The organism is Vibrio sp. OPT20 (assembly GCF_963889365.1).
Taxonomy (GTDB): domain Bacteria; phylum Pseudomonadota; class Gammaproteobacteria; order Enterobacterales; family Vibrionaceae; genus Vibrio; species Vibrio splendidus.
In genome coordinates this window covers 1-23,435 of record NZ_CAWPOA010000101.1, presented here as the reverse complement: position 1 = coordinate 23,435, position 23,435 = coordinate 1, and the positions used below count along the sequence as shown (strand labels likewise).

Below are 23,435 nucleotides of genomic sequence, written 5' to 3'. Positions count from 1 at the left end.
GAAGGTGAAAAAGCGCGTCGATTTACTGCGATTCGTAAAAACGAGTTCAGTCAGGAACAAGAAAAGTCAGTCGCGATTCGCTTAACATCGAACAATTCATTCGGATTGGATGTCGGTACACAACTGCTCTACAAAGGCATTGCCGTTGGCTCTATCATTCAAGTTGGCTTAGTTGATGGTGTTGGCACTGGCTCTGACAAGCACGAAGTGTTTATGGATGCGCTTATCGATAACGAATATGCGCACCTAATCAAAAGCCACAACCGTTTCTTTGTGACAGGCAGTGCGACCGCAGAGCTGACCGAATCAGGTCTAAGTGTTACGGTTCCACCGGCAAAACAGCTTCTTACTGGCTCGATCAGCTTCGTGAGTGAAGGTAAACCTGAAGCTCGAACTGACTACCAACTTTTCCAAAGCAAGTCGTTAGCAGAAATCGCTAAGTTTAATCAGTCAGGCTCAAAGACGCTTTCGTTATTTGCTAGTGAGTTACCTTCAATTTCTAAAGGCAGCCCACTACTCTACCGTAACCTACAAGTGGGTAGCATTTCGGATTTTCAGCTTGCAGATGGTGGTGTAAGAATCAAAGTCACGATCGAAAATCGTTACACGCACTTACTCAATAAACATACCGTTTTTTGGAACCGCTCAGGCGTTGAGATTGATGCTTCGCTATCGGGTATTAGTATTAAAGCGGCACCCGTTAAAACGCTAATTCAAGGTGGTATTGCTTTTGATTCGCTTCCCGGTATAGACAATAAGCTTGGTGATGTGTGGAAGCTGTACAAAGATTCTAAATCCGCTCGAAAATTTGGCCGCGCGATTACGATTACCTCTTCTGGTGATCAAGAAGTCAGCAAGGGTATGGCGATCAAATACCAAGGTGTCACTGTAGGTGAGGTCACTTTGGTGATTCCTAACTTCAATAAAGGCGGCATTGAAATTACCGCGCGAATCTTACCTGAGTACGTTGACAAGATTGCCGTGGCGAACAGTCACTTCTGGTTGGCAGAACCTGAGATCGGCCTTAATGGCATCAAAAACGTCTCTGCGCTTCTCTCTAAGCACATCAACGTAGATCCGGGCAATGGTGACAGAAGTGCGAAATTTGAGCTTAGCAAAGGACCAGTGCAGCCTGAAGGCAAGATATTCCAGCTACAAAGCGAAACGCGAGGCTCGGTGTCTGAAGGCACACCTATCCTATTCCGAGAGCTAGAAATCGGTAGTGTTATCGATGTTCAACTCGGCGAGTTTGCTGACCGCATCATCTCTACGATTCAAATAGAACCTGACTACGCGTATCTGATCCGCGCAAACACTGTGTTCTGGAACGTGTCGGGTGTCGATGTTTCTATCGGCCTCTCTGGTGCAAACATCAAAGCAGGAACGGTAGACAGTTTATTAAGAGGCGGAATTACCTTCTCAACGCCACCGACGAGTGAACTTCAGCCTGTGGCAAGCGAAGATCAGTCTTTCTACCTATACCCTCAAGCAGAAGATGAGTGGAAGTCATGGAGAACCGCGATTCCTCGTCCATAGAGTGAATCCTCAGAAGCTCCATGCAAATTAATACAGCTTAACGAAGATTAATTCTTCATCAAAATGCAGTCATTCGGCTGCATTTTTGTTGTTTGCCGTAAATATGGTTTAGGACGACCTCATTTTGCTTTAAACTCCCCGCATTAATGCAATAATTCGAGATACTCTTTTGCACGCTAACGTATATATTCCTGAAGAATTCCTAACGCACATCGAAGCGATCATGCCTAGTCATCTAGATATGGCTTCTTTTGTTGCCTCATGCCAAAAACCACTTCGTAAAAGTATTCGAGTCAACACACTGAAAATCAGTGTGGAAGACTTCCTAGTACGAGCAAAAGAGAAAGGCTGGGAACTGGAACCTGTACCTTGGTGTGAAACGGGTTTTTGGATTACAGCCGATGAAAGTGAAGCGCCTCTAGGTAATACGGCAGAACACATGTCTGGTCTTTTCTACATCCAAGAAGCCAGTTCTATGATGCCACCTTCGGCTCTTTTCCAAGGCGAAGCTGATTACCAAGCCGTGCTAGATACTGCTGCTGCACCCGGTTCTAAAACAACGCAAATCGCTGCGCTAATGAATAATCGCGGCGTGTTAGTTGCCAATGAATACGCTGCAAGCCGTGTGAAAGTACTTCACGCCAACATCGAACGTTGTGGCGTTCGTAATGCCGCACTCAGTAACTTCGATGGTCGCGTTTTCGGTGGTTGGTTACCAGAACAGTTTGATGCTGTCTTACTGGATGCACCCTGCTCTGGCGAAGGTACCATTCGTAAAGACGCTGATGCGATGAAGAACTGGACGTATCAATCTGTAGTCGATATTGCCGACACGCAAAAAGACCTGATTGAAAGTGCATTCCATGCTCTTAAACCTAATGGTGTTTTGGTTTACTCAACATGTACGTTAAGCACTGAAGAGAACCAACAAGTGTGCCATCACCTAAAAGAAACCTTTGGTGATGCAGTTGAGTTTGAATCTCTTGAATCACTGTTCAACAACGCAAAAGCAACGACGACTGAAGAAGGCTTTCTTCACATCTTCCCTCAGGTGTATGACTCTGAAGGTTTCTTTGTTGCACGTATCCGTAAACTAGCGTCTGTGACTCCACCAGAAGTTAAAAAACGCATGGGTAAGTTCCCATTTGAAAAAGCGTCAAAGAAAGCTCAGCAAGAAGTCGCTGAACAACTGCTTAGTGCTCTCGATATCGAACTACCAAGTGATACTCAAGTTTGGATCCGAGATAAAGACGTTTGGCTATTCCCTGAGGTGCTTGAGCCTATGATCGGTGAATTCCGTTTCTCTCGTATGGGCATCAAGATCGCTGAAACCCATAAAAAAGGTTACCGATGGCAACACCAAGTCGCGACAACGCTCGCGACAGGTAATGAAGCTAACATTGTAAACCTCAGCATCGAAGATGCTCGAGAATGGTTCATGGGCCGAGACGTTCGCCCAGAAGGCTTGTCAGGCAAAGGCGAAGTGCTAGTAAAATACAACGGCGCAATCATCGGCCTTGGTAAATGGGTAGGTAACCGAGTGAAGAACGGCTTACCAAGAGAGCTAGTACGCGACAAAAACCTTTTCTAGTCGTTAGATTAAAGCTCTCACTGTACTGAGAAAAACAAAAAGCCCAAACAACATCCATTGTTTGGGCTTTTTCTATTCTTGTCGGCTAGCTCATTTCAAGGGAAGCACTGTAAAATCAACACTTAATTACACAAATATCAATTCAAGTCACTATTTCCAATAACAAAAATCGCTTATTAGGGAATTTAAACTAGACTTCAGTCTAACAGTCAAAGAATTAAAACGATTAGCGTAGGCTCTTCGGAGCCCTTTCCCCTAAGCCCAAACAGGAAGGTTTGGGCTTTTTTTTTGACCGACAAGCTCACTTATTTAACTAGGCTGATGCCTTCTTTGTCGATAGTGATCTTGCCAGACTTGTACAAACCACCAATTGTCTTCTTGAACGTACCTTTGCTGGTTCTGAATGCAGAGAAAATAACTTCCGGAGAAGATTTATCATTCAAAGGTAAGTAACCACCTTTCTTCTCAAGCAGATCGAGAACCTTAGTGCTTAGGTCATCCATTTTAGCCACACCAATTTTCTGAAGAGACAAGTCAATTTTACCGTCTTCTTCACGAACGTTTTTAATGTAGCCTTTTAGCGCTTTACCTATGAACAGCTTACCGATGATGTCTGATGGGAAAATCATGCCCCAATGCTCACCGTTCACGATCGCTTTGTAACCTAACTGGCTGCGCTCAGCGATAATGAGATCCACTTGCTCGTTTTGCTTATAAGTCGCAGGCGTGTTGTCTAACCACTTGTTGAACTTTGTTGTACCTACAATGCGGCTAGATGCTTTATCGATATACACATATACTAAGATTGACTGACCTTCGTTTAAACGGCCACGTTGCTCGCTGAAAGGAACAAGAAGGTCTTTACCTTTCACGCCCCAGCTCATGAATGCACCGGTGCTGTTTACGCCTTCAACCGTCATCAAGCCAAACTGCCCCACTTGAGCAATTGGTTTTTCAGTCGTTGCAGCGATCTGGTTGTCAGAATCAATGTATAAGAAAACATCCAGTTTTTGACCAATTTCAACACCTTCAGGAGTAAATCGTTTTGGCAGCAACACGGTTCCATAGTCGCTAGCGTCAAGGAATACACCGAAGTCGGCTTGCTTTACTACTTCTAAGTTGTTTATTTGACCAATATTAATCATCAAGATTTTCTCTACTTTAAATTTGGCGGTGATTATACGTGATCTCTGATATGCTTTCGCTAGTTTCATTCATATTTTTACATTCTAGGAGACATCGTTGATCACCGTTGATAAACAAGATGCGATAACACTCAAAATTAACCATGCAATGGCGAAGACCAAAAAGCTCGACATGGACGTTTATCTATTCATTCCCGGTGAACTCGGACTCACTCCCGAAGTACTTTCTGAAAGTGCCTTTTTCTACAGCTCAATTACTCAAAAGCGCGCCTACTACAGTGACAAGACACTGTTACCTTTGGTACACAGTCGCTTGGCAAAACGTGGACGCTTATCAACGACACAGTATCGTGTCAGTTTGAGTTTGTTCGCATATCAATATGTTATTGCTTTAGATAAAGCCGTGAGCAGTTTAAATAAGACTGATAGTGACGACGTAACAGCTGATGAGGTTGATGAAGTTATTGAGCTCGCGTTAGACATCTTGAAGAAGCTTCGCCGAAGTATTCCTTATGAAGAAAACCTCAAACGCTACTACGCAAACATTGATAACTATCTTTCTTGGTACACAGAGCAAAAGTTCTTATCTCTGGTCTCTCATATGCCGCGTGGCAGTGAATACTCGACGATAAAAGAGCGACTCTTGACGTTGTGTGACAAAGAGACTGCCCATCGTAAACTTAATCGCTATAACTCAGCCAAAGTTCGTGAAGACGTAACGCGCCTGAGTAACAAGATGCGACTGCTGCGACGCTTGATAGAGCACCCTATCGTACTCAAGGAGAAGACCACCTCCATGGGTAAAAACGTTAAGCGTGCCGTTAAAGGTATTGCGACAGGCTTAGTCATGGTGGTCGTGACGACAACCGTCATATTGGCTCGTGATTTTCTGGGAGAGATTACCGCTTCTTTCATCGTGTCGATGTCATTTATCTACGCACTGCGTGAAATATTTAAAGATGACTTGAGAGACATCCTTTGGCGTTGGCTTCGTAAAGGCAAACCCAAGTGGAAGCGTCGCTACTTTGACCCAACAACCAATAAATCTGTCGGCCACAAGCTTGAATGGTTGGACTATGCGAACTTTTCCAAGTTAGCTGACCGTATTCAATCAATACGCAAGAAACGTGTCGTTCAGCGTGAAGAGCAAGTCTTGCACTATCGTTCACATACCGAGATGTCGACGTCAACATTTATGAGTGGTTACGAAGAGACTCGTGAAACGTTATCGATCAGCCTGAGAGCGCTGACACGCTTGATGGACAAGGGGTCAAATAACGTATATCGCCTGAATGAAGGGCAAGTAAGCCGTGAGTCTGTCGAAAAGCGTCACCTACTCAACCTGATCATTAAAGAGAACAATCACGATACTGAACCGACCTATTACCGTTGGAAAATCGTAATGAACCGTTCAAAGATCGTCGACATCGAGCAAATCACTCAAGAATCTTAACTTTGCTACGGTGTGCGGCACGGTATGTGGATATTCAATTCACATACCGCTCTTCCACTTGTTCAACAAATGCTTTCTGTTGAACTATAATCTTCAGATTTCGACCAACCTTATACTTCCGAACTATTTTCTAGAAGGAACTTTCTTAATCGAAAGCGTTAGCGTGAACTCCGCCATTGGTTCATCGCCATGCAAAGACGGACACGTCGCGATTATGGTCACGGGTTGATTCACACGCTCGCCAGTAGACATAGTTTCAGCCAGCATAGTGTTGATCAGCTCACCATCTTTACAAGTGAAGTGTACGTCACCTTCCGGGCGCTTCAAGAAGTTACCTGTCACCTCTTTAAATGCCAGCGAGATCTTTTCGCCTTGCTGCTGGGATTTACTCATTGCAAGAAAGCCCCCCGCCACATCAGCACCTACTGCTAACACACCAAAGTACATGCTATTGAGGTGGTTCTTAGTTCGTCTTTTGAGAGGAATTTTCACTTCAACATGTTGATTATCCAGCGCGAGCAGTTTTGGTCGGCATAGCCAGATCAGAGGCACTTTGAAAAAGCCAAACATGCTCAAGTAGAAATTTGCTTTTTGTAGAGGGGTCAACATTCGAGTTACCTAGTCAAATAAGTCATCAGACCAGTTAATCGATTAGCGCTCGAGATGTCAAAAAAATGTTACAAAAAAGAGATATCATCGCATAATGATATCTCTTTCATTCTCAAAGCTTTATTGCTTTAAATAAACTCATACAGCAAGTTGATTTATTTAGACAATAAGCTGGTCTATGCAGTAACGACTGTCTCAACACCGTCAAGATCAGCGATAAAGCCTTGTAGACGCGGGTAGTCCACCAAGCCTTGAGTCACAAGCAGGACGGGCTTCTTCGCGTTCAGCGTTGCTTTAACAATCATACTCAACAAGGTAATAACCGCCTCGTTTTGTGGATCAAAAGCATGTTGCTGAGCTTCATTGTGCTTGTCTACGCCTAAAGTGAAAGACGCTAAGCTATCAACGTTCACTACAACACCATCAAAGTAATGCAGCAATCTTTCGCTCAGTAGCACTGCAGACGGCACATCGCACGAGAACAGTACTTTCAAACCATTAAGGCCTCGCGGTAAGCCTTGCTCTGCAAGCAAATCAATAATCTTAGCGGCATCGCTTAATGCTCGTACATACGGTACAACCACTTCAACGTTAATACCCTGCTCTCGCAATGTTTTAATTACCTGACACTCTAAAGCGAATGCTTTGCTGTACTCTGATGTTGCATAACGAGCAACCCCACGAACACCTAGTGCCGGGTTTATCTCTTCGGCTTCACAGTTACCACCAAGTAGTGAACGGAAGCCATAGCTGTCAGCACTACTTAACGCGATACGAACAGAAGTATGATTTGGCTGAACGGCAGCTTGGATGGCAATCACTAAGGTCGAAACAAAATGCTCATCGACTGTTTTATCGCCAAGGATCGCATCTAAAGAGGTTTTTTCGATATCAGTCAGTGTATCTAAGTGACTTTCAATACTTGGGTGATAGAAGATACGATCCATAACCAATTCAGATAATGAAACGTATAAATGGTTAGAATTATTATTATCGTTGTAAGAAGGCAGCACATCACCTAAGACCAGTTCTGGGTGCAAAGTGCTTTGATTTTCTTGAGTCATTGCTGCTCCAGCATTTTTATGTTGTGTTCAAACGAAAATACCGATAGCTGCCTGTTAATACAAGTGAAAATCCCTTATTTGGCGCTGGCCTGCTGATAAAAATAAGAATATTAGCAATAACAGAGATAACTTTGACTTAAGAGAGTTTATTCCTCTGTTCAATTCCGTTATCTTAACCACTTCGCAATAGAATAAAAAAGCCATCACATGCCATTAAAAACTGATGAGTTGAGAACCCAAGCTCTGGGTCCTATGCCAACTCCTGCCGAACTAGGCAATGCACATCCTATTACTGACGACGTTGCTGAGCGCATTAAAAATTCTCGCCGCCAAATCGAAGATATTCTAACGGGTCGTGATAACCGCCTATTAGTTATCGTAGGCCCTTGCTCTGTTCACGATACAGAAGCGGCACTTGATTACGCCGAGCGTCTAAGTCAGATTCAAGACCAGTACAAAGATGAACTGTTCGTTGTAATGAGAACCTACTTCGAGAAACCTCGTACTGTTGTAGGTTGGAAGGGTTTGATTACCGATCCTAACCTTGATGGGTCATACGCACTTGAAACAGGCTTGAACAAAGCTCGTAAGCTTCTACTAGATATCAACAAGCTTGGCCTAGCTACCGCGACTGAATTCCTTGATATGATCACAGGTCAGTACATTGCAGACCTTATCACTTGGGGCGCAATTGGCGCTCGTACGACTGAATCTCAGATTCACCGTGAAATGGCTTCTGCACTGTCTTGCCCAGTTGGTTTCAAGAACGCAACTAACGGCAACATCAAAATTGCTATTGATGCGATTCGTGCTGCGCATGCTTCACATTACTTCTACTCGCCAGATAAGAACGGCCGTATGACGGTTTACCGTACTTCTGGCAACCCATACGGTCACGTAATTCTGCGTGGTGGTGATAAAGGCCCTAACTTTGATGCTGAATCTGTAGATCACGCATGTAAGCAACTGGCTGAATTCGATCTACCTCAACGTTTGGTTGTAGACTTTAGCCACGCTAACTGTCAGAAACAGCACCGTAAACAGTTAGAAGTGGCACAAGACATTTGTGAGCAAATCAAATCTAACAAAAATCAAATTGCAGGCATCATGGCGGAAAGCTTCATTGTAGAAGGTAACCAGCCAATGACAGATATCAACAACCTAGAATACGGCAAGTCGATTACTGACCCATGCCTAAGCTGGGAAGATACTGCAACAATGCTAGATATGCTTGCAACAGCAATTAAAGATAGAAACTTAGCTTAAGGAAACAACACAATGCCATCATTTGACATTATCTCTGAAGTAGAAGCAGTAGAACTGCGTAACGCGGTAGACAACGCAAACCGTGAACTATCGACTCGTTTCGATTTTCGCGGCGTTGAAGCAAGCTTTGATTACAAAGATGAATCAGTAAAATTGACTGCTCAAGACGATTTTCAGCTGAAGCAAATGCGCGATATCCTTCGTAGCAACCTAACAAAGCGTAATGTTGATCCTAACGCGATGGAAGCGAAAGCGGCAGACCAAACAGGTCGCACTTGGCACCAAACGGTTATCTTTAAGCAAGGCATCGAAACGGATGTCGCTAAGAAAATCGTTAAGCTAATCAAAGACAACAAAGTTAAGGTTCAAGCTTCTATCCAAGGCGACAAAGTTCGTGTAACCGGTAAGAAGCGTGATGATCTACAAGCTGTTATGGCTCTAGTTCGCAGCGGTGAACTTGGTCAACCTTTCCAGTTTGACAACTTCCGCGACTAATTTTTGAGTTTGAGCGACCGCTTATTTGGGTTGCTCATTCATCAGCACAATGTCGTGTTCGAAATAGCAAAAAGCCACTTCTTTGGGAAGTGGCTTTTTATTTATCGGGTCAATGTTATTCAGCGTCTCTAGTCGATTTCAAACAACTAGAAAGCGCTCACTTCAACTAAAATCTATCAACTCAACTGAGCACTTTGGCAACAGACAGTTTAAGGTCTTTGCCGGCCAGTAAATTGAACTCAACACTCGCTGGTGGAATAAAGACACACACTCGCAATTTCTCGGCCCTCGCTTGCTCAAGCTTGGTCGACAGCTCTCCACTGTCAGCATAACCTTCTCTTTCTGCGTCTCGGCGGCACAGGTCAACAAATTCAAATGGACAATCGCTCGGTGAAAGCACTAACTCTGCTTCTTGCATCAAACGTAGGGCCTTCATAGGCAATAACTCAACGTCTTGCTCAAATTCGATCCAAGTTACCTGACCTTCACTATCAACTTGCTCAGTCAGCGACTGTTGATAATACGATTCAAGTTGCTCCCTATCCGTCACTTGATTGATAAAACTGGATGACAAAAAGCGTTCCCAGAATTTGCGGCGTTCATCAACAGTAGGAAAAGACTCCTTAATCGAATTGCGTTTTGATGCACCAAAGTCCGCAATCAAACCTATGTTTTGTGGCAATACCGTTTCGAGTTTTTCTCTAATATTTCTCACCAAAACAGGTGATGCGCCCCCACTTGAGATTGCAATTTGGATTCTTCCGCGATTTATCATTGAGGGAGTGATGAAGTCACAATAGGGTAAGTCATCGACCACATTGACAAGAATACCCATTTTTTTTGCATCATTATGTACTTGATGATTTAGATTTGGGTTGTCTGTTGTTGCCCACACTTGTAAGTAGTTTTTCGAGATAAGTTGTGAAGAGTAAAAATTTTGAATCCAATGTAATTTATTCTCATCGACAAGCTGCTTTAAGTAAGGCTCTACCTTTGGGGACACTAACGTGACATCCGCCCCAGCTCTTAACAAGCTATCGACTTTTCGGCAAGCAACCTCACCCCCACCCACCACTAAGATCGGCTTATTTTCTACATCTAAAAACATTGGGAAATAACGCATGTTCTTCCTTGAGGTGACTTCAATAACTATTCAACCATGCTACCAAATTTGGAGCATATTAATAACTATCCAAGTGCAATAAAAATATTTATTCACCAAATTTCAATCTTTCTGAAGTTTAATGTTTCATCATTGTGACATTGATTCAGAATATTAACCTAGTCAATTGTCAATATAAAAATCTAAATCTCGTTGCACCAACAGTGTGAAGCGCTGCACTATTTACATTAAGTTAACATTTGGTCATTCTAATTGTGTTCGGATTTGTGATTTCATTCAAAATTCTTTTTAAATTATACATTTGTGAAAGTACGGATCCTTTCCTAACCTTATAAATAGTTGTTTAAATCGCACACAGTTTCATTTGCAAAATGCAACCAGTTTGATTTGAGTAACAAGGTCATAGAAAACGCAACACATATAGAAAAACTCAAATGAGCACGAGTATCAGGTGTCACCTGGTTAACAAGGAAGGATACAAATGACAAATAAACTAACACTTCTTGCTTCAGTAGTAGCTGCATCAACTGCGATGATGGCAACATCAGCATCAGCGGCAGAAAGCACGCTGGACAAAGTCACATCTCAAGGTTTTCTAACTTGTGGTGTAAGTACCGGTCTTCCAGGGTTCTCTAACCCTAACTCAAAAGGTGAATGGGAAGGAATTGATGTTGAGTATTGTCAAGCTCTTGCAGCGGCTGTACTCGGTGACAAAACTAAAGTTAAGTATGTACCTCTTACTGCTAAAGAACGTTTTACCGCGCTTCAATCTGGCGAAATCGACGTACTATCTCGTAACACAACATGGACACTACATCGTGACACTGCTCTAGGTCTGAACTTCGTAGGCGTTAACTACTACGATGGTCAAGGCTTCATGGTTAAGAAAGAACTCGGTCTAACAAGTGCTCAAGAGCTTGATGGCGCTTCTGTATGTGTTCAATCAGGTACAACAACTGAACTTAACCTAGCCGATTACTTCCGTAACAGTGGCATGTCTTACAAGCCAGTGGTATTCGATACGGCAGCACAAACATCTAAAGGCTTCGACGCGGGTCGTTGTGATGTGCTAACGACTGACCAATCTGGTCTATACGCACTTCGCCTAAACTTAGCTGATCCTAAATCTGCACAGGTACTTCCTGAAATCATCTCTAAAGAGCCACTAGGCCCTGTTGTTCGTCAAGATGATGACAAGTGGTTTAACGTTGCTAAATGGACACTTTCAGCAATGATTAATGCGGAAGAGTACGGTATCTCTTCTAAGAATGCTGACGAAATGCTTAAGTCAAAAGATCCAAACATCAAACGTATTCTTGGTGTAGACGGCCCTAAAGGTAAAGGCCTTGGTATTCGTGACGATTGGGGTTACCAAGTAATTAAACAAGTTGGTAACTACGGTGAGAGCTTCGAACGTACTGTTGGTACAGGTTCACCACTACAGATCTCTCGTGGCGTAAACGCACTATGGAATGCGGGCGGCTTTATGTACGCTCCACCAATCCGTTAATAAATTTACAAGCATCAATTAGGGCGGACTTTTCCGCCCTATTTATTAAATGGATTTGAGGTTATAGCAGTATGAAACCTAATGAAACTATTTCTCCAGCTCAGGCAAAGCCACAGCCCAAAAGTGCCAACCTTTTTTACAACCCCACTTTTCGCTCAATTGTTTTCCAAATTCTCGCCGTCGGGGCGCTTTGTGCTTTCTTCTACACCATTGTAAACAATGCACTCACTAACTTAGATTCCCGTGGTATCGCCACTGGTTTTGATTTTTTATCTCAAGAAGCTGGTTTTGGTATCGGCTTAACACTGATTGAATACGACGAAACATTCTCATACGGTCGTACCTTCTTTATCGGTCTTCTCAATACCGCTTTGGTTTCTGTACTCGGCATCATGTTAGCCACGGTACTGGGCTTTAGTATGGGTATTGCAAGGCTCTCTTCAAATTGGTTAGTTAGCCGATTTGCAGCTATCTATATTGAGATATTCCGAAACATCCCTCTTCTGTTGCAAATCTTTTTCTGGTATTTCGCCGTTCTACAAGCCTTACCTTCTGCTCGTCAAAGTATGAGCCTTGGTGAAGCCATTTTCTTGAACGTACGTGGTTTGTACTTCCCTGCACCAGTGTTAGAGCAAGGCAGTAGCATTGTGATCGCATCATTGATTACTGGTGTCATCGCTACTTTTGTTATCAATATCTGGGCTAATAACAAACAAAAGCTAACCGGCCAACAAACACCAATGTTGCGAATTGCTGCGGCGCTGATTGTGGGCTTACCGTTGGTAACTTACTTTGTTATGGGCATGCCTATCTCTGCGGAGTACCCAGTTTTGAAAGGGTTTAACTTCAAGGGCGGTATTAGCATCATCCCTGAACTGGCTGCGTTGATGCTTGCTTTAAGTATCTACACAGCAGCATTCATCGCCGAGATCGTGCGTTCAGGTATTAACGCGGTAAACCATGGGCAAACAGAGGCTGCGATGTCTCTAGGTCTCCCTAGAACACGAACCCTCAAGTTGGTGATTATTCCACAAGCATTAAGAATTATCATTCCACCATTAACCAGTCAGTATTTGAATCTGACCAAAAACTCATCACTTGCGATGGCCATTGGTTATCCCGATCTTGTGTCTGTATTTGCAGGGACAACATTGAACCAAACTGGACAAGCTATCGAAGTAATCGCGATGACAATGGGCGTCTACCTGACTCTAAGCCTATTAACATCCGCTCTAATGAACATATACAACCGCAAAGTAGCGTTGGTGGAGAGATAAGATGAGTACACATCAATTTCAACCTGATCTTCCGCCTCCAGCGAATACTGTTGGACCTGTCGGTTGGTTAAGAAAAAATCTATTTAATGGACCAATTAACAGTGTCGTCACTGTGGTCCTTGGTTATTTTGCTTTCACTTTATTGTGGGCAATAGCAGATTGGGCATTCATTAATGCTGATTGGATAGGAACAACTCGAGATGCCTGTACAAGTGATGGGGCATGTTGGGTTTTCATTAGTGTTCGTTGGGACCAATTCATGTATGGCTTCTATCCAGAAGCTGAACTGTGGCGCCCTCGCCTTTTCTACGCAACGTTAGCTATTTTTGTCGTTTTGTTAGCTTACGAAAAAACACCTAAGCGCACGTGGATTTGGTTGTTCTTCGTAAACATCTACCCGTTTATCATTGCTGGCTTACTATACGGTGGTGTATTTGGACTAGAGGTTGTTGATACCCATAAATGGGGCGGTCTACTGGTTACGCTGATCATCGCACTTGTTGGTATTGTAGTGTCACTTCCTATTGGTGTTGCACTGGCACTTGGGCGTCGTTCAGAGATGCCGATCATCCGCAGTATGTGTACCGTTTACATCGAGATTTGGCGTGGTGTACCGCTGATTACGGTTCTATTTATGGCCTCGGTAATGCTTCCGCTCTTTTTATCAGAAGGGATGGAAACCGATAAACTGATCAGAGCGTTGGTTGGGGTAGTACTATTTAGTGCGGCTTATATGGCAGAGGTAATCCGCGGTGGTTTGCAAGCAATACCAAAAGGTCAATACGAAGCCGCTGATGCTTTAGGGTTGAGCTACTGGAAAAAAACAGGGCTTATCATTCTACCTCAAGCTCTTAAAATCACGATTCCTTCAATTGTGAATACCTTTATTGGTTTGTTCAAAGATACCAGTCTGGTTTTAATTATCGGTATGTTTGATGTATTGGGAATTGGCCAAGCCGCGAATACCGATCCTGAATGGCTTGGGTTTTCAACAGAAAGTTATGTATTTGTCGCGTTAGTGTTCTGGGTGTTTTGTTTTGGCATGTCGAGATACTCGATTTGGCTAGAAAACAGACTTCACACCGGTCACAAACGATAATTAACAAGATCAAGGACGTATTATGACGCAGCAAACAGAAAACAACTCTCAAGGTCTTATGATCGAGTTAAAAGACATGAACAAGTGGTACGGTGAGTTCCACGTTCTTAAAAACATCAATTTGGAAGTTAGAAAAGGCGAGAAAATTGTAATTTGTGGCCCTTCCGGTTCAGGTAAATCCACGATGATTCGCTGTATCAACCGATTAGAAGAGCACCAAAAAGGTCATATCTTCGTTTCAGGTAATGAACTGACAGAAGATCTGAAGAACATTGAAGCCGTGCGCAGAGATGTAGGTATGTGTTTCCAACACTTCAACCTATTCCCTCACCTAACGGTTTTAGAAAACTGTACTCTGGCCCCTATTTGGGTGAAGAAGATGCCGAAAGAGGAAGCTGAAGCCATCGCGATGAAATTCCTCGAGCGTGTAAAAATCCCTGAGCAAGCGGATAAATTCCCAGGACAGCTTTCAGGTGGCCAACAACAACGTGTAGCAATCGCTCGTTCTTTATGTATGAACCCTCAAGTCATGTTGTTTGATGAACCAACATCGGCACTCGACCCGGAAATGGTTCGTGAAGTACTAGACGTTATGGTTGAGCTTGCAGAAGAAGGCATGACGATGTTGTGTGTAACGCACGAGATGGGTTTTGCTAAAGAAGTTGCCGACCGCGTTATCTTTATGGATGCAGGTGAAATCATAGAAGAGAACAACCCTGTCGACTTCTTTGAAAACCCACAATCGGACAGAACGCAGAACTTCTTGAGCCAAATCTTGCACCATTAATGTGTTATGATGCATAAACTATAGAGGCGGCTTAGGTCGCCTCTTTATTTTTCAAGGTTATAGATAGTTTTTCAAAGGTTATAAATCATTAGCCAGTAACTATAAAAATTTGAACATCGAGTATTAGCGACACTTTATACGTCATTAGAAACACTTTGTTACACCTTAAGAAACACTTAACCGACTATTTTGATTATTATTTTAGGTATACAAAAGGAATGAAAGACTTGATTTTTCGAACTTTCAGCCCCATAAATGTACTAATAACTATTGAAGTCACCTTACGAGGAAGATTATGAACAGCCCTATGTTTTCACGCACAGCAACTCAAGAGAATGCTCTGCAAACCAATAAAGTGTTGCGTAACACGTACGCACTACTGTCTATGACACTACTTTGGTCTGCTGTAGTAGCAGGCGTATCTATGGCGATGAACCTTCCTCGCCCTGGTCTTATCATTATGCTAGTTGGTTTCTACGGCCTACTGTTCCTAACAGAAAAGAACCGTGACAACAGCATGGGTCTAGTCTTCACATTCCTATTTACAGGTTTCTTAGGCTACACCATTGGTCCAATCTTAAACATGTACGTTGGCGCAGGCATGGGTGATGTCATCCTTACTGCACTTGGTGGTACAGCATTAGCATTTATGGGTGCATCAGCTTACGCACTGACGACTAAACGTGACCTTTCATTCCTTAACGGTATGCTAATGGCTGGTTTTGTTGTTCTGCTAGTAGGGATGGTTGCAAACATCTTCCTACAAATGCCTCTACTGTCTTTAGCAATGAGCGGTATGTTCATCCTATTCTCGACTGGTGTTATTTTGCTAACAACGCAAAGCATCATCCGCGGCGGTGAAACAAACTACATCTCAGCAACTATCAGCTTGTATGTTTCGATCTACAACATCTTCATCAGCCTACTAAGCATCTTAGGTATTATGAACAGCAACGACTAATCATAGTTCGTTCAAAATTGAGCCCAAGAGCCTGTCTCTTGGGCTTTTTTGTATCTATCAATGTAATAATTCTTTAGATAGCTACAATATCTATTGAGAAAGGCAAACGTGGTCATGTACCCTATCTGCATAGTTAATTGGATTCTGGATTAAACATGTTTGAATATAATGGCAAGCAAATCGAAACTGACGCTCAAGGCTACCTATTGGACTACACACAATGGGAAGAAGGTATGATTGAAATTCTTGCTCAAGACGAGGCGATTGAACTGACTGATGCGCACTTAGAAGTCGTCCATTTTGTAAGAAGCTTTTACGAAGAATTCAAAACCTCTCCGGCTGTTCGTATGCTCGTTAAAGCGATGGAAAAAGCGCACGGCCCAGAGAAAGGTAACAGCAAGTACCTATTCAAATTGTTCAAGAAAGGCCCCGCTAAACAAGCAACCAAGCTCGCGGGTTTACCTAAACCAGCAAAATGCTTGTAAAGCTTAAACAGCTTTAGGTTGCTCTCAAGGTAAAAAGGTAAATACTGTAGTGCGCTAGCTACAGTATTTTAAATTCCCCTATACGCACATCCTGCCGCTCACTTTCTTTAACTTGATGCATCACTACATGATCTACTGTCGCACTCGAAGGGCCAATATTGAGCCAAGCTTGGAACTTCTCTATTCCCTTACCCTTTCCGACAGCTAACACTTCAACTCGGCCATCATTTAGGTTCTTTGCATAGCCTGAAATGCCCAGAGCTTGTGCCTGCCTACTGGTGTGATAGCGAAAACCAACACACTGAACTACGCCTGATACGACAAAAATATATTGTGAACTTTCCATAACGTTGCCTCATAAATTGTATGAATGATATAGTTGCGACTCTATTCATTCACCGCTTATTGGTGGACTTACTTCGAGTATAACGATTATGAAAGAAATCCCATTTCGTTGGATTGACAAATATCTCATTCACCTAAAAATCCAAGAAAAGTTCTATCTACTCTTCTTATTACCTCTTCTCGCCCTGGTTATATTAACTCTTGTTTTAGATAGCGCCGCAGACTCTTTACTTGCTCATCTTTATCAAGAAGAAATGCTCTTGATGAAAGGACTTATCGAAGCGGGTCAACTGACGAAAGATCAAGTTGCTCAACTTGTCAGTAATTCTGAAACCATCTCTTTAGGCTATGGTGTTGGTTCCGTCTCAGTTATGAACGGTGCATTCAGCTTGGTTGCGAACCATGACCAAAACTTATGGTCAGCTCTATCTACGACTCAGGTTTCAATTATCGCAGTAACCCTAACGCTGATCGCGCTAGGTGTTTACTACATCATGACTTTCATCGGCGGCGCAATGTTCTCTATGAACAAAGCGTTAAGCACGCTAGCGAGTGGTGATCTCACCTGCCGTATGAACTACTTCCTCGTTCGCGATGAGTTCAGTGAAATCGCAATTACTATTGATAAAGTAGCAGAGCGCGAACAAAACATGGTTCTATCAATCCAAGAGTCTGTCGCACTCATGCAGCAGATCAGTTCTGACTTAAACCAGTCAACACAACAGAGCTCAGACATCTCGGGTAACCAACAAGAACATCTGAATAGTTTGGCAAATGCAACGGAACAAATGGCGGCAACGATTCGTGAAGTCGCAACCCTTGCTCATGAGTCTAGCTCTCAAACTATGGACGCTCGCGGTGTTGCACAGAGTGGCCAAGTAAAAGTTTCAAATACATTGGAATCTATCTCAAGCCTATCTCAAGAAATTCAATCAGCTTCGCAAGCGGTAGAAGAGCTTGATGCTAACGCAGCGCAAATTGATGAAGTGGTCGCAACCATCAATGGCATCTCAGAACAAACTAACCTATTAGCCCTGAATGCTGCCATTGAGGCTGCACGTGCTGGCGAACAAGGTCGTGGATTTGCTGTTGTTGCCGATGAAGTCCGTGCCCTTGCCGGCCGTACTCAACAAGCGACGGTTGAAATCCAAAGTATGATTGAATCATTACAACGTAACAGCCAATCACTGACAAAATTGATGGAAGTGACTGTTAGCAATGCTAACGAAGGTCAAACATTGATGTCGGAAGTAAACGTTGAGATTGGGTCGTTAGCTGAAAAGAACCAATCTATTTCTGATAGCAGCACTCAAATTGCTACTGCTGCTGAAGAGCAAGGTGTTGTTGCTGACAACATTGCACAAAGTGTTGAAGAGATTCGTCATCAATCAGACAGCATCTGTGAAATGATCAGTAAGAGTAATGTAAATGTTGACCAACTTCGTAAGCAAAGCGATACGATGGAAGGTTTGCTGACAGGTCTTAAAGCTTAATACTGACATCTAACCACTATGTGTTAATTAATCATTGCTAGGGCTGCTTCTGCAGCCCTTTCTTATTTGCTTTTCCCTTGTACTTCCCCGACAATACCCCTCCTTCAAATTCAAAAAACAGAGTAAATTATGACTCCTTCAATTCATCTAGCTAAAGGCCGAGATAAATCACTACGCCGCAAACACCCTTGGGTATTTTCACGCGGTATCGATAAGGTCGAAGGCGAACCACAACAAGGTGAAACTGTAGACGTATATGCTCAAAATGGTCAGTGGCTCGCAAAAGCAGCTTACTCACCAGAATCTCAAATTCGCGCTCGTGTTTGGACATTTGAAAAGGAAGAAATCAATAAAGCGTTTTTCATCAAAAGATTTAAAGACGCACAATCACTACGTGAAGATATCATCGAACGTGACGGCCTAACGGGATATCGATTAACGGCAGCTGAATCTGACGGCCTGCCAGGTATTACTATCGACAAGTACCAAGACTTCTTAGTTTGCCAACTACTGAGTGCTGGCGCGGAATTCAACAAAAGCGTTATCGTTGAAGCTTTAGTTGAATGCTTCCCTGAATGTAATATTTACGAGCGCTCTGACGTAGCGGTTCGTAAAAAAGAAGGTTTAGAGCAAACCGTCGGCGTACTGCATGGCGAAGAGCCACCTAAGTCAGTAGTGATTGAAGAAAACGGCGTGAAAATCAGCGTGAACATTATGGAAGGCCACAAAACGGGCTTCTACATGGATCAACGTGATAGCCGTAAAGAATCTATGAAATACGTTAAAGGCAAAGATGTACTTAACTGTTTCTCATACACCGGTGGTTTTGGCCTTTACGCACTTAAAGGCGACGCAAAGCGTGTGATCAACGCAGATGTATCTCAACTTGCTCTTGATACAGCTAAGTTCAACGCTGAACTTAACGAGTTTGATATCTCGAAAAAGCGTGCTGTTTTCCTAAACGCTGACGTATTCAAACTGCTTCGCGAATACCGTGACCAGGGCACCAAGTTTGACGTAGTGATCATGGATCCACCAAAGTTTGTTTCAAGCAAGAACAACCTAACTTCAGGCGCTAACGGCTACAAAGACGTTAACCTGCTAGCGATGCAAATCCTGAATCCAGGTGGAACACTACTTACCTACTCTTGCTCAGGTTTAATGGGTGCTGACCTATTCCAAAAAATCATCGCTGACGCAGCGCTAGATGCGGGCAGAACAGTGAAGTTTGTTGAACGCTTCGAGCAAGCTGCCGATCACTTGATCGATACAGCTTACCCAGAAGGTTTCTACCTAAAAGGTTTTGCTTGTAAGGTGCTTTAATTCTAGTGCTTTAGAATCTAGTTTTCATAGCAAAACAGACGTATTAAAAAAGGGCCTTTCGGCCCTTTTTTGTTATTGGTCTGGTAAGTTCACAAAGAGTTGATTAACCAAGTTACTCAAATCACTGCTTATCACACTTCCATCACCTTGAGCGTTCACAGAGTCAAACTGATTCCCCGTATTATCGAGCACAATCGTTTGTGTTTGACCGCTATTACTTGCATCTTCAGAGATAGTGATAACCAGATCTTTATCACCACCACCGTTATCCACTTTTTCAATTTTAATATGGTCAAGAAGGTCTGACATCGTATTCTCGGCTGGCAACAACTGAGAGATATCTAAATGGTCTTCACCCAAAGCAAAGTCGGTAATGGTATCAACATCGCCTTGGAATGGTTGGTCAACCCATTGGAACAAGTCGTCGCCGTCATCCCCGGTTAAAATATCATCTCCGAGGCCACCAATAAGGATGTCATTACCATCTTCACCTCTCAAATGATCGTCTCCTGCGCCACCAATAACAATATCATTACCGCTACCGGCACGAATGTAATCATTTTCTGAGCCACCATCTAGATAGTCATTTCCAGAACCGCCAGAAATCAAATCTATGCCAGATTCACCTAATATCACATCATTTCCAGCACCACCTTGACCTACATCAGCCCAGCTTGGCGCTACGTAGGGAGATTCAAGAGTACCGTCTTCATTGTTCCCTTGGTAAATATCGTCAACATCCAGTTCAACGAACTCTGTAGCATCCTGCAAATCGAATGCCGCATTGCTGCCACTATCGCCAAGATGGATAATGTCATCAAAATCACCACCTTCTACATGGTCATTATCACCACCGGTAACAATCAAATCCGCGGCATCAGTCAGTGAAGGGCTTTGCTGGCCGCGTTCAACTTTAATACCGTTAACGGTTATAGATGGTTCTGGCTGACTTTGCCAATCATCGCCATGGTTACTTGAAACGGTCCCTTGAGGCATATAAACCGCATTGATACCTACTCCATCAGATATGATGTTTCCGCTGTGCCCTGTCATCGTAACTGACATAGTAGCTGTATCACTATTACCATTCTTATCGGTAGCTGTGTACGAAATTTCCACTATGTCACCAGCACTAGCGCTATCGTTTGGCACAAATAAAACTTTACCATCGACAATTGATACTTGGCCTAAAGCTGGATTGACCAAAGCCACACTGGATAAAATCAAAGCTGAAGTCAATGCATGTGGGTTGTAATCATTCGCTAGCACATCAATCAAAACAGGAACCAACTCAATAGTTGATGTCGCGTCATCATTAGCATCGAGCACTGGAGCTTGGATGTTAAAGGTCATACTGCTATTGCTCGTATCGCCATCTAAGTCCGATAGTTCATAATCAAAATCTAACGAAATATCGCTATCAACAACAGCAGCAAAGAATTGGTAAGACCCTGTAGCTATGTCTAAAACTAACGTGTGACTATTGTCGATAAAAATCGATATTTCGCTACCGTCTATCGCAGTGCTAACCCCTGATTCCAAACCTGAAACAGATACTGTACTACCATCATAAGAAACGGTTGTTCCTCCATATTTCACTTCAGAGACGTAACCACCATCAGCTCCAAAACCGCTAATAGAACCGTTGCTGCCGTCGTTCACAACCTCACCTGAAATAGGATCAACAACCGATTGAAGAATGATTGGTGGAAGCTGAGTAATATCAGGAACAACAACGGCTCCTATTTCACTGTCTGTTGCACCGTTATAAGCAATATCTTCTAGGTAAGATATTGGAACCGCCTCGCCCATACCGTAAGCAAGCGCAGTGATATCCTTAGCATCAACAAAATCTTCCCACTCAGTTTTCTCTGAAGAACTCAAAGTTCCTCCTGAATTCGGAGAGCCATCCGACAAGAAATACGTGATATTAGAAGGATTACCATCGACTTTGCCCGAGTCGTCCCAATGAGCCATTGCAGCATCTAGTGCAGTGTCGTAATAAGTGCCCCCGCCTGCAGACAAATTATCGATAACGTCAATAGCCTCAGAAACAGACATCCAGCTACTGCCATTTGCTCCGTTCTGAGCATCTGAACTACTTGAGAAGGTAACGACTTGGACTTGTGTAATACCTAAGCTTTGATACTCAGCGAGCAACTGTTTAGCTGCGTCTTGCATAATCGACAATCTAGACTCGTTCGTAATAGTGCTTTGACCCGTAACTGAATCCCACGCCATAGAGCCGGATACATCCAAGATAAGCTGGACGTTTGCACCAGCTTTTGCTGAGGGTTGTAAGTCATTAATAATCGGCTGAGCGACAGGAACATCATCATCGATAGTTAGAGAAATAGATCCGGTTTGAGTACCAGTTTCGTTACTTGCAACGATCCCAATAGCAATGGACATTTCGTCTAATGGAACATTGGCGTCCAAATGATCGACCGGCCCATTGAGAGTCACAGAGTAATTCCCAACATCATCGATAATTGCCGTAATCACTGCTAGGCCATTCGCACTACCAATTAAGGTTTGGCCACCGTTTGATGAAGACCAAGTGATATTTTGTCCCGCTGATGTATAACTCTCAGAAGGCTCTTCTAAAACTATACTATCCGCGTATAAAACCTCTATATTGCCAGAAACAGTTTGTACTGAATCAAAATCTTCAGAAACATCTCGAGAAACACTCGTAACCTCTGGTGACGGTTTTACTATTGAATCCGTAACGATCGTTACCTGTGCTGACGCACTCTCTAAATCAGTAGAGTCTTCCGATTTATAATCAATAGTCTCGGTTACTTTAGCGTCCACTACGTCTACGCCTTTAAAAGTAATATTTGAATTTCTATTTGGATTAGCGGAGCCATCTTGGGTAGTAAAGACTCTTAACTCTGTAAATGGTATGAATCCACCATTGCCATCTGGGATAGATACATTAACTATAGAGTTGCCATTACCGTCTATAGAAAGCGTATATTCATTACCAGAATTTGAAGTGTTTTCAGTATTAAAGTTAAATGTCCCAACAACATTGCCAGATGCGTCTAGTGCAACGACATTAATTTCACCATCTGCACTACTGTTAGCGTTGTAGTTACCAAAAACGCTTCCAAATTCTAAATTAGCAGACAAAATTTCGGCGCCACTATTTCCAAAATCAACAGAAATAAATTCTTTGGAAGTGACATCCAATTCACTACTTCCGTTCTTGCTCGTTGAGACTCCAAACCCATCTTCCGAACCGCCACCATCATAATTAAGATACACACCTGGGTTATTTACAAGGTCATTACCTACTGGTGAACTACCAGTGTAAGTTCCGGCTGAAATTGAAACCAAGTTGTTGAAGTAACCGATCGATGTACTTCCATTAGAAGTGTCAATTAATGACGAAAGATCTGAAGCACTAAAACTAAGCTGGTCGGCAATATTTGAATCAACAACATATTCAAAGTTGTCTGAATCGCCATACTCCTGACCGATAACTACTTCTGTTTTAGTTCCGTCGTCCGCTACTTCATACAAAGTACCGAAAATAGGATCGCTTTCGACAATAACCGAAGTCTCAATGCCTGCAGCATCGTCTTCTTCGTCACTAGTGTGGGGAGCAAAATCCACCGTAGTTGCACAGTCGATTGTGATTTCGGTGAAGTCTTCTGCTTCTGGCGCATCGTTCATTTTCACGTCAGCAGAATCTGTGGTGTCTAAAATTTCAAAATTACCACCATTAGTAGAAACAACAGTTAAAGCTTGGTCATCCAATACAGTAAACGCTGTTGAAGTCACTTCCGCGCCCGCCACGTAATCGGTGCCGAACGTGATCGTCGCGCCATTGGACAGCGTCACTACAAGCTCGGTGTCTGGCGT

Annotated in this window: 19 protein-coding genes; 13 read left to right on the top strand and 6 right to left on the bottom strand. The window is 43.1% G+C overall.

Going from position 1 to position 23,435, the window contains the following annotated elements; all coding sequences use genetic code 11:
• Positions 1–1,536: MlaD family protein (locus tag AACR09_RS20085; protein ID WP_339367120.1), on the top strand; the 1,536-nt coding region annotated here is incomplete at its 5' end.
• A 169-nt stretch (positions 1,537–1,705) separates the two neighbouring features.
• On the top strand, positions 1,706–3,127 hold the full coding sequence (rsmF, locus tag AACR09_RS20080) for a 16S rRNA (cytosine(1407)-C(5))-methyltransferase RsmF (RefSeq protein WP_193835575.1): 1,422 nt from the start codon (positions 1,706–1,708) through the stop codon (positions 3,125–3,127).
• A 305-nt stretch (positions 3,128–3,432) separates the two neighbouring features.
• On the opposite strand, the gene AACR09_RS20075 is transcribed toward rsmF, so the two are convergent.
• A complete protein-coding gene (locus tag AACR09_RS20075; RefSeq protein ID WP_004733627.1) occupies positions 3,433–4,341 on the bottom strand; it encodes a CvfB family protein in 909 nt (302 codons plus the stop codon).
• A gap of 28 nt (positions 4,342–4,369) precedes the next feature.
• Between AACR09_RS20075 and AACR09_RS20070 the strand changes: the two genes are divergently transcribed.
• A complete protein-coding gene (locus tag AACR09_RS20070; RefSeq protein WP_004733628.1) occupies positions 4,370–5,725 on the top strand; it encodes a hypothetical protein in 1,356 nt (451 codons plus the stop codon).
• 123 nt (positions 5,726–5,848) lie between these two features.
• Here the strand turns inward: AACR09_RS20070 and AACR09_RS20065 are convergent, their stop codons facing one another.
• Both AACR09_RS20065 and AACR09_RS20060 read right to left on the bottom strand, forming a co-directional pair.
• Positions 5,849–6,334 carry a PaaI family thioesterase gene (locus tag AACR09_RS20065; protein WP_004733629.1) on the bottom strand — a complete coding sequence of 162 codons (486 nt, stop codon included), beginning with the start codon at positions 6,332–6,334 and terminating at the stop codon, positions 5,849–5,851.
• Between the two features lie 176 nt (positions 6,335–6,510).
• A complete protein-coding gene (locus tag AACR09_RS20060; RefSeq protein WP_017095590.1) occupies positions 6,511–7,398 on the bottom strand; it encodes a putative PEP-binding protein in 888 nt (295 codons plus the stop codon).
• 207 nt (positions 7,399–7,605) lie between these two features.
• Here AACR09_RS20060 and AACR09_RS20055 point away from each other — a divergent pair, with 207 nt between their 5' ends.
• Positions 7,606–8,664: a 3-deoxy-7-phosphoheptulonate synthase gene (locus AACR09_RS20055; RefSeq protein WP_193835574.1), complete on the top strand. Its 1,059-nt coding sequence runs from the start codon at positions 7,606–7,608 to the stop codon at positions 8,662–8,664.
• A 12-nt stretch (positions 8,665–8,676) separates the two neighbouring features.
• The gene (locus AACR09_RS20050; protein WP_004733632.1) at positions 8,677–9,159 is read left to right on the top strand and encodes a YajQ family cyclic di-GMP-binding protein; all 483 of its coding nucleotides are present in this window, start codon (positions 8,677–8,679) and stop codon (positions 9,157–9,159) included.
• A gap of 181 nt (positions 9,160–9,340) precedes the next feature.
• Here the strand turns inward: AACR09_RS20050 and AACR09_RS20045 are convergent, their stop codons facing one another.
• Positions 9,341–10,282 carry a precorrin-2 dehydrogenase/sirohydrochlorin ferrochelatase family protein gene (locus tag AACR09_RS20045; protein ID WP_004733633.1) on the bottom strand — a complete coding sequence of 314 codons (942 nt, stop codon included), beginning with the start codon at positions 10,280–10,282 and terminating at the stop codon, positions 9,341–9,343.
• 481 nt (positions 10,283–10,763) lie between these two features.
• Here AACR09_RS20045 and AACR09_RS20040 point away from each other — a divergent pair, with 481 nt between their 5' ends.
• From AACR09_RS20040 to AACR09_RS20015, 6 genes are all read left to right on the top strand, one after another.
• Positions 10,764–11,792: an amino acid ABC transporter substrate-binding protein gene (locus AACR09_RS20040; protein ID WP_004733634.1), complete on the top strand. Its 1,029-nt coding sequence runs from the start codon at positions 10,764–10,766 to the stop codon at positions 11,790–11,792.
• Positions 11,793–11,863: 71 nt separating this feature from the next.
• Positions 11,864–13,069, top strand: a complete 1,206-nt coding sequence (locus AACR09_RS20035; protein ID WP_004733635.1) for an amino acid ABC transporter permease — start codon at positions 11,864–11,866, stop codon at positions 13,067–13,069.
• 1 nt (position 13,070) lies between these two features.
• Positions 13,071–14,168, top strand: coding sequence for an amino acid ABC transporter permease (locus AACR09_RS20030; RefSeq protein WP_004733636.1), 1,098 nt, complete (start codon positions 13,071–13,073; stop codon positions 14,166–14,168).
• Positions 14,169–14,190: 22 nt separating this feature from the next.
• Positions 14,191–14,955, top strand: a complete 765-nt coding sequence (locus AACR09_RS20025) for an amino acid ABC transporter ATP-binding protein (RefSeq protein ID WP_004733637.1) — start codon at positions 14,191–14,193, stop codon at positions 14,953–14,955.
• A 295-nt stretch (positions 14,956–15,250) separates the two neighbouring features.
• Positions 15,251–15,916 (top strand): Bax inhibitor-1/YccA family protein, encoded by a 666-nt coding sequence (locus tag AACR09_RS20020; protein WP_017077199.1) that lies wholly within the window; start codon positions 15,251–15,253, stop codon positions 15,914–15,916.
• 155 nt (positions 15,917–16,071) lie between these two features.
• Positions 16,072–16,401: a TusE/DsrC/DsvC family sulfur relay protein gene (locus AACR09_RS20015; RefSeq protein ID WP_004733621.1), complete on the top strand. Its 330-nt coding sequence runs from the start codon at positions 16,072–16,074 to the stop codon at positions 16,399–16,401.
• Positions 16,402–16,459: 58 nt separating this feature from the next.
• Here the strand turns inward: AACR09_RS20015 and yccX are convergent, their stop codons facing one another.
• The gene (gene yccX / locus AACR09_RS20010) at positions 16,460–16,747 is read right to left on the bottom strand and encodes an acylphosphatase (RefSeq protein ID WP_102495589.1); all 288 of its coding nucleotides are present in this window, start codon (positions 16,745–16,747) and stop codon (positions 16,460–16,462) included.
• A gap of 88 nt (positions 16,748–16,835) precedes the next feature.
• On the opposite strand from yccX, the gene AACR09_RS20005 reads away from it, so the two are divergent.
• Together AACR09_RS20005 and AACR09_RS20000 are read left to right on the top strand one after the other, a co-directional pair.
• Positions 16,836–18,239 carry a methyl-accepting chemotaxis protein gene (locus AACR09_RS20005; RefSeq protein ID WP_065608101.1) on the top strand — a complete coding sequence of 468 codons (1,404 nt, stop codon included), beginning with the start codon at positions 16,836–16,838 and terminating at the stop codon, positions 18,237–18,239.
• A 129-nt stretch (positions 18,240–18,368) separates the two neighbouring features.
• Positions 18,369–19,562 (top strand): class I SAM-dependent methyltransferase, encoded by a 1,194-nt coding sequence (locus AACR09_RS20000; RefSeq protein WP_193835573.1) that lies wholly within the window; start codon positions 18,369–18,371, stop codon positions 19,560–19,562.
• Positions 19,563–19,634: 72 nt separating this feature from the next.
• Here AACR09_RS20000 and AACR09_RS19995 read toward each other — a convergent pair.
• A partial coding sequence (locus tag AACR09_RS19995; protein WP_228010764.1) for a VWA domain-containing protein occupies positions 19,635–23,435 on the bottom strand: 3,801 nt, incomplete at its 5' end.

Bases quoted from the DNA above. Each gene is read 5' to 3' on its own strand.
- AACR09_RS20025 (WP_004733637.1), top strand. From the start codon at position 14,191: ATGACGCAGCAAACAGAAAACAACTCTCAAGGTCTTATGATCGAGTTA.
- AACR09_RS20065 (WP_004733629.1), bottom strand. From the start codon at position 6,334: ATGTTGACCCCTCTACAAAAAGCAAATTTCTACTTGAGCATGTTTGGC.
- AACR09_RS20045 (WP_004733633.1), bottom strand. From the start codon at position 10,282: ATGCGTTATTTCCCAATGTTTTTAGATGTAGAAAATAAGCCGATCTTA.
- AACR09_RS20040 (WP_004733634.1), top strand. From the start codon at position 10,764: ATGACAAATAAACTAACACTTCTTGCTTCAGTAGTAGCTGCATCAACT.
- AACR09_RS20000 (WP_193835573.1), top strand. From the start codon at position 18,369: ATGACTCCTTCAATTCATCTAGCTAAAGGCCGAGATAAATCACTACGC.
- AACR09_RS20005 (WP_065608101.1), top strand. From the start codon at position 16,836: ATGAAAGAAATCCCATTTCGTTGGATTGACAAATATCTCATTCACCTA.
- AACR09_RS20015 (WP_004733621.1), top strand. From the start codon at position 16,072: ATGTTTGAATATAATGGCAAGCAAATCGAAACTGACGCTCAAGGCTAC.
- AACR09_RS20035 (WP_004733635.1), top strand. From the start codon at position 11,864: ATGAAACCTAATGAAACTATTTCTCCAGCTCAGGCAAAGCCACAGCCC.
- AACR09_RS20075 (WP_004733627.1), bottom strand. From the start codon at position 4,341: ATGAAACTAGCGAAAGCATATCAGAGATCACGTATAATCACCGCCAAA.
- AACR09_RS20060 (WP_017095590.1), bottom strand. From the start codon at position 7,398: ATGACTCAAGAAAATCAAAGCACTTTGCACCCAGAACTGGTCTTAGGT.
- yccX (WP_102495589.1), bottom strand. From the start codon at position 16,747: ATGGAAAGTTCACAATATATTTTTGTCGTATCAGGCGTAGTTCAGTGT.
- AACR09_RS20050 (WP_004733632.1), top strand. From the start codon at position 8,677: ATGCCATCATTTGACATTATCTCTGAAGTAGAAGCAGTAGAACTGCGT.
- AACR09_RS20020 (WP_017077199.1), top strand. From the start codon at position 15,251: ATGAACAGCCCTATGTTTTCACGCACAGCAACTCAAGAGAATGCTCTG.
- AACR09_RS20030 (WP_004733636.1), top strand. From the start codon at position 13,071: ATGAGTACACATCAATTTCAACCTGATCTTCCGCCTCCAGCGAATACT.
- AACR09_RS20055 (WP_193835574.1), top strand. From the start codon at position 7,606: ATGCCATTAAAAACTGATGAGTTGAGAACCCAAGCTCTGGGTCCTATG.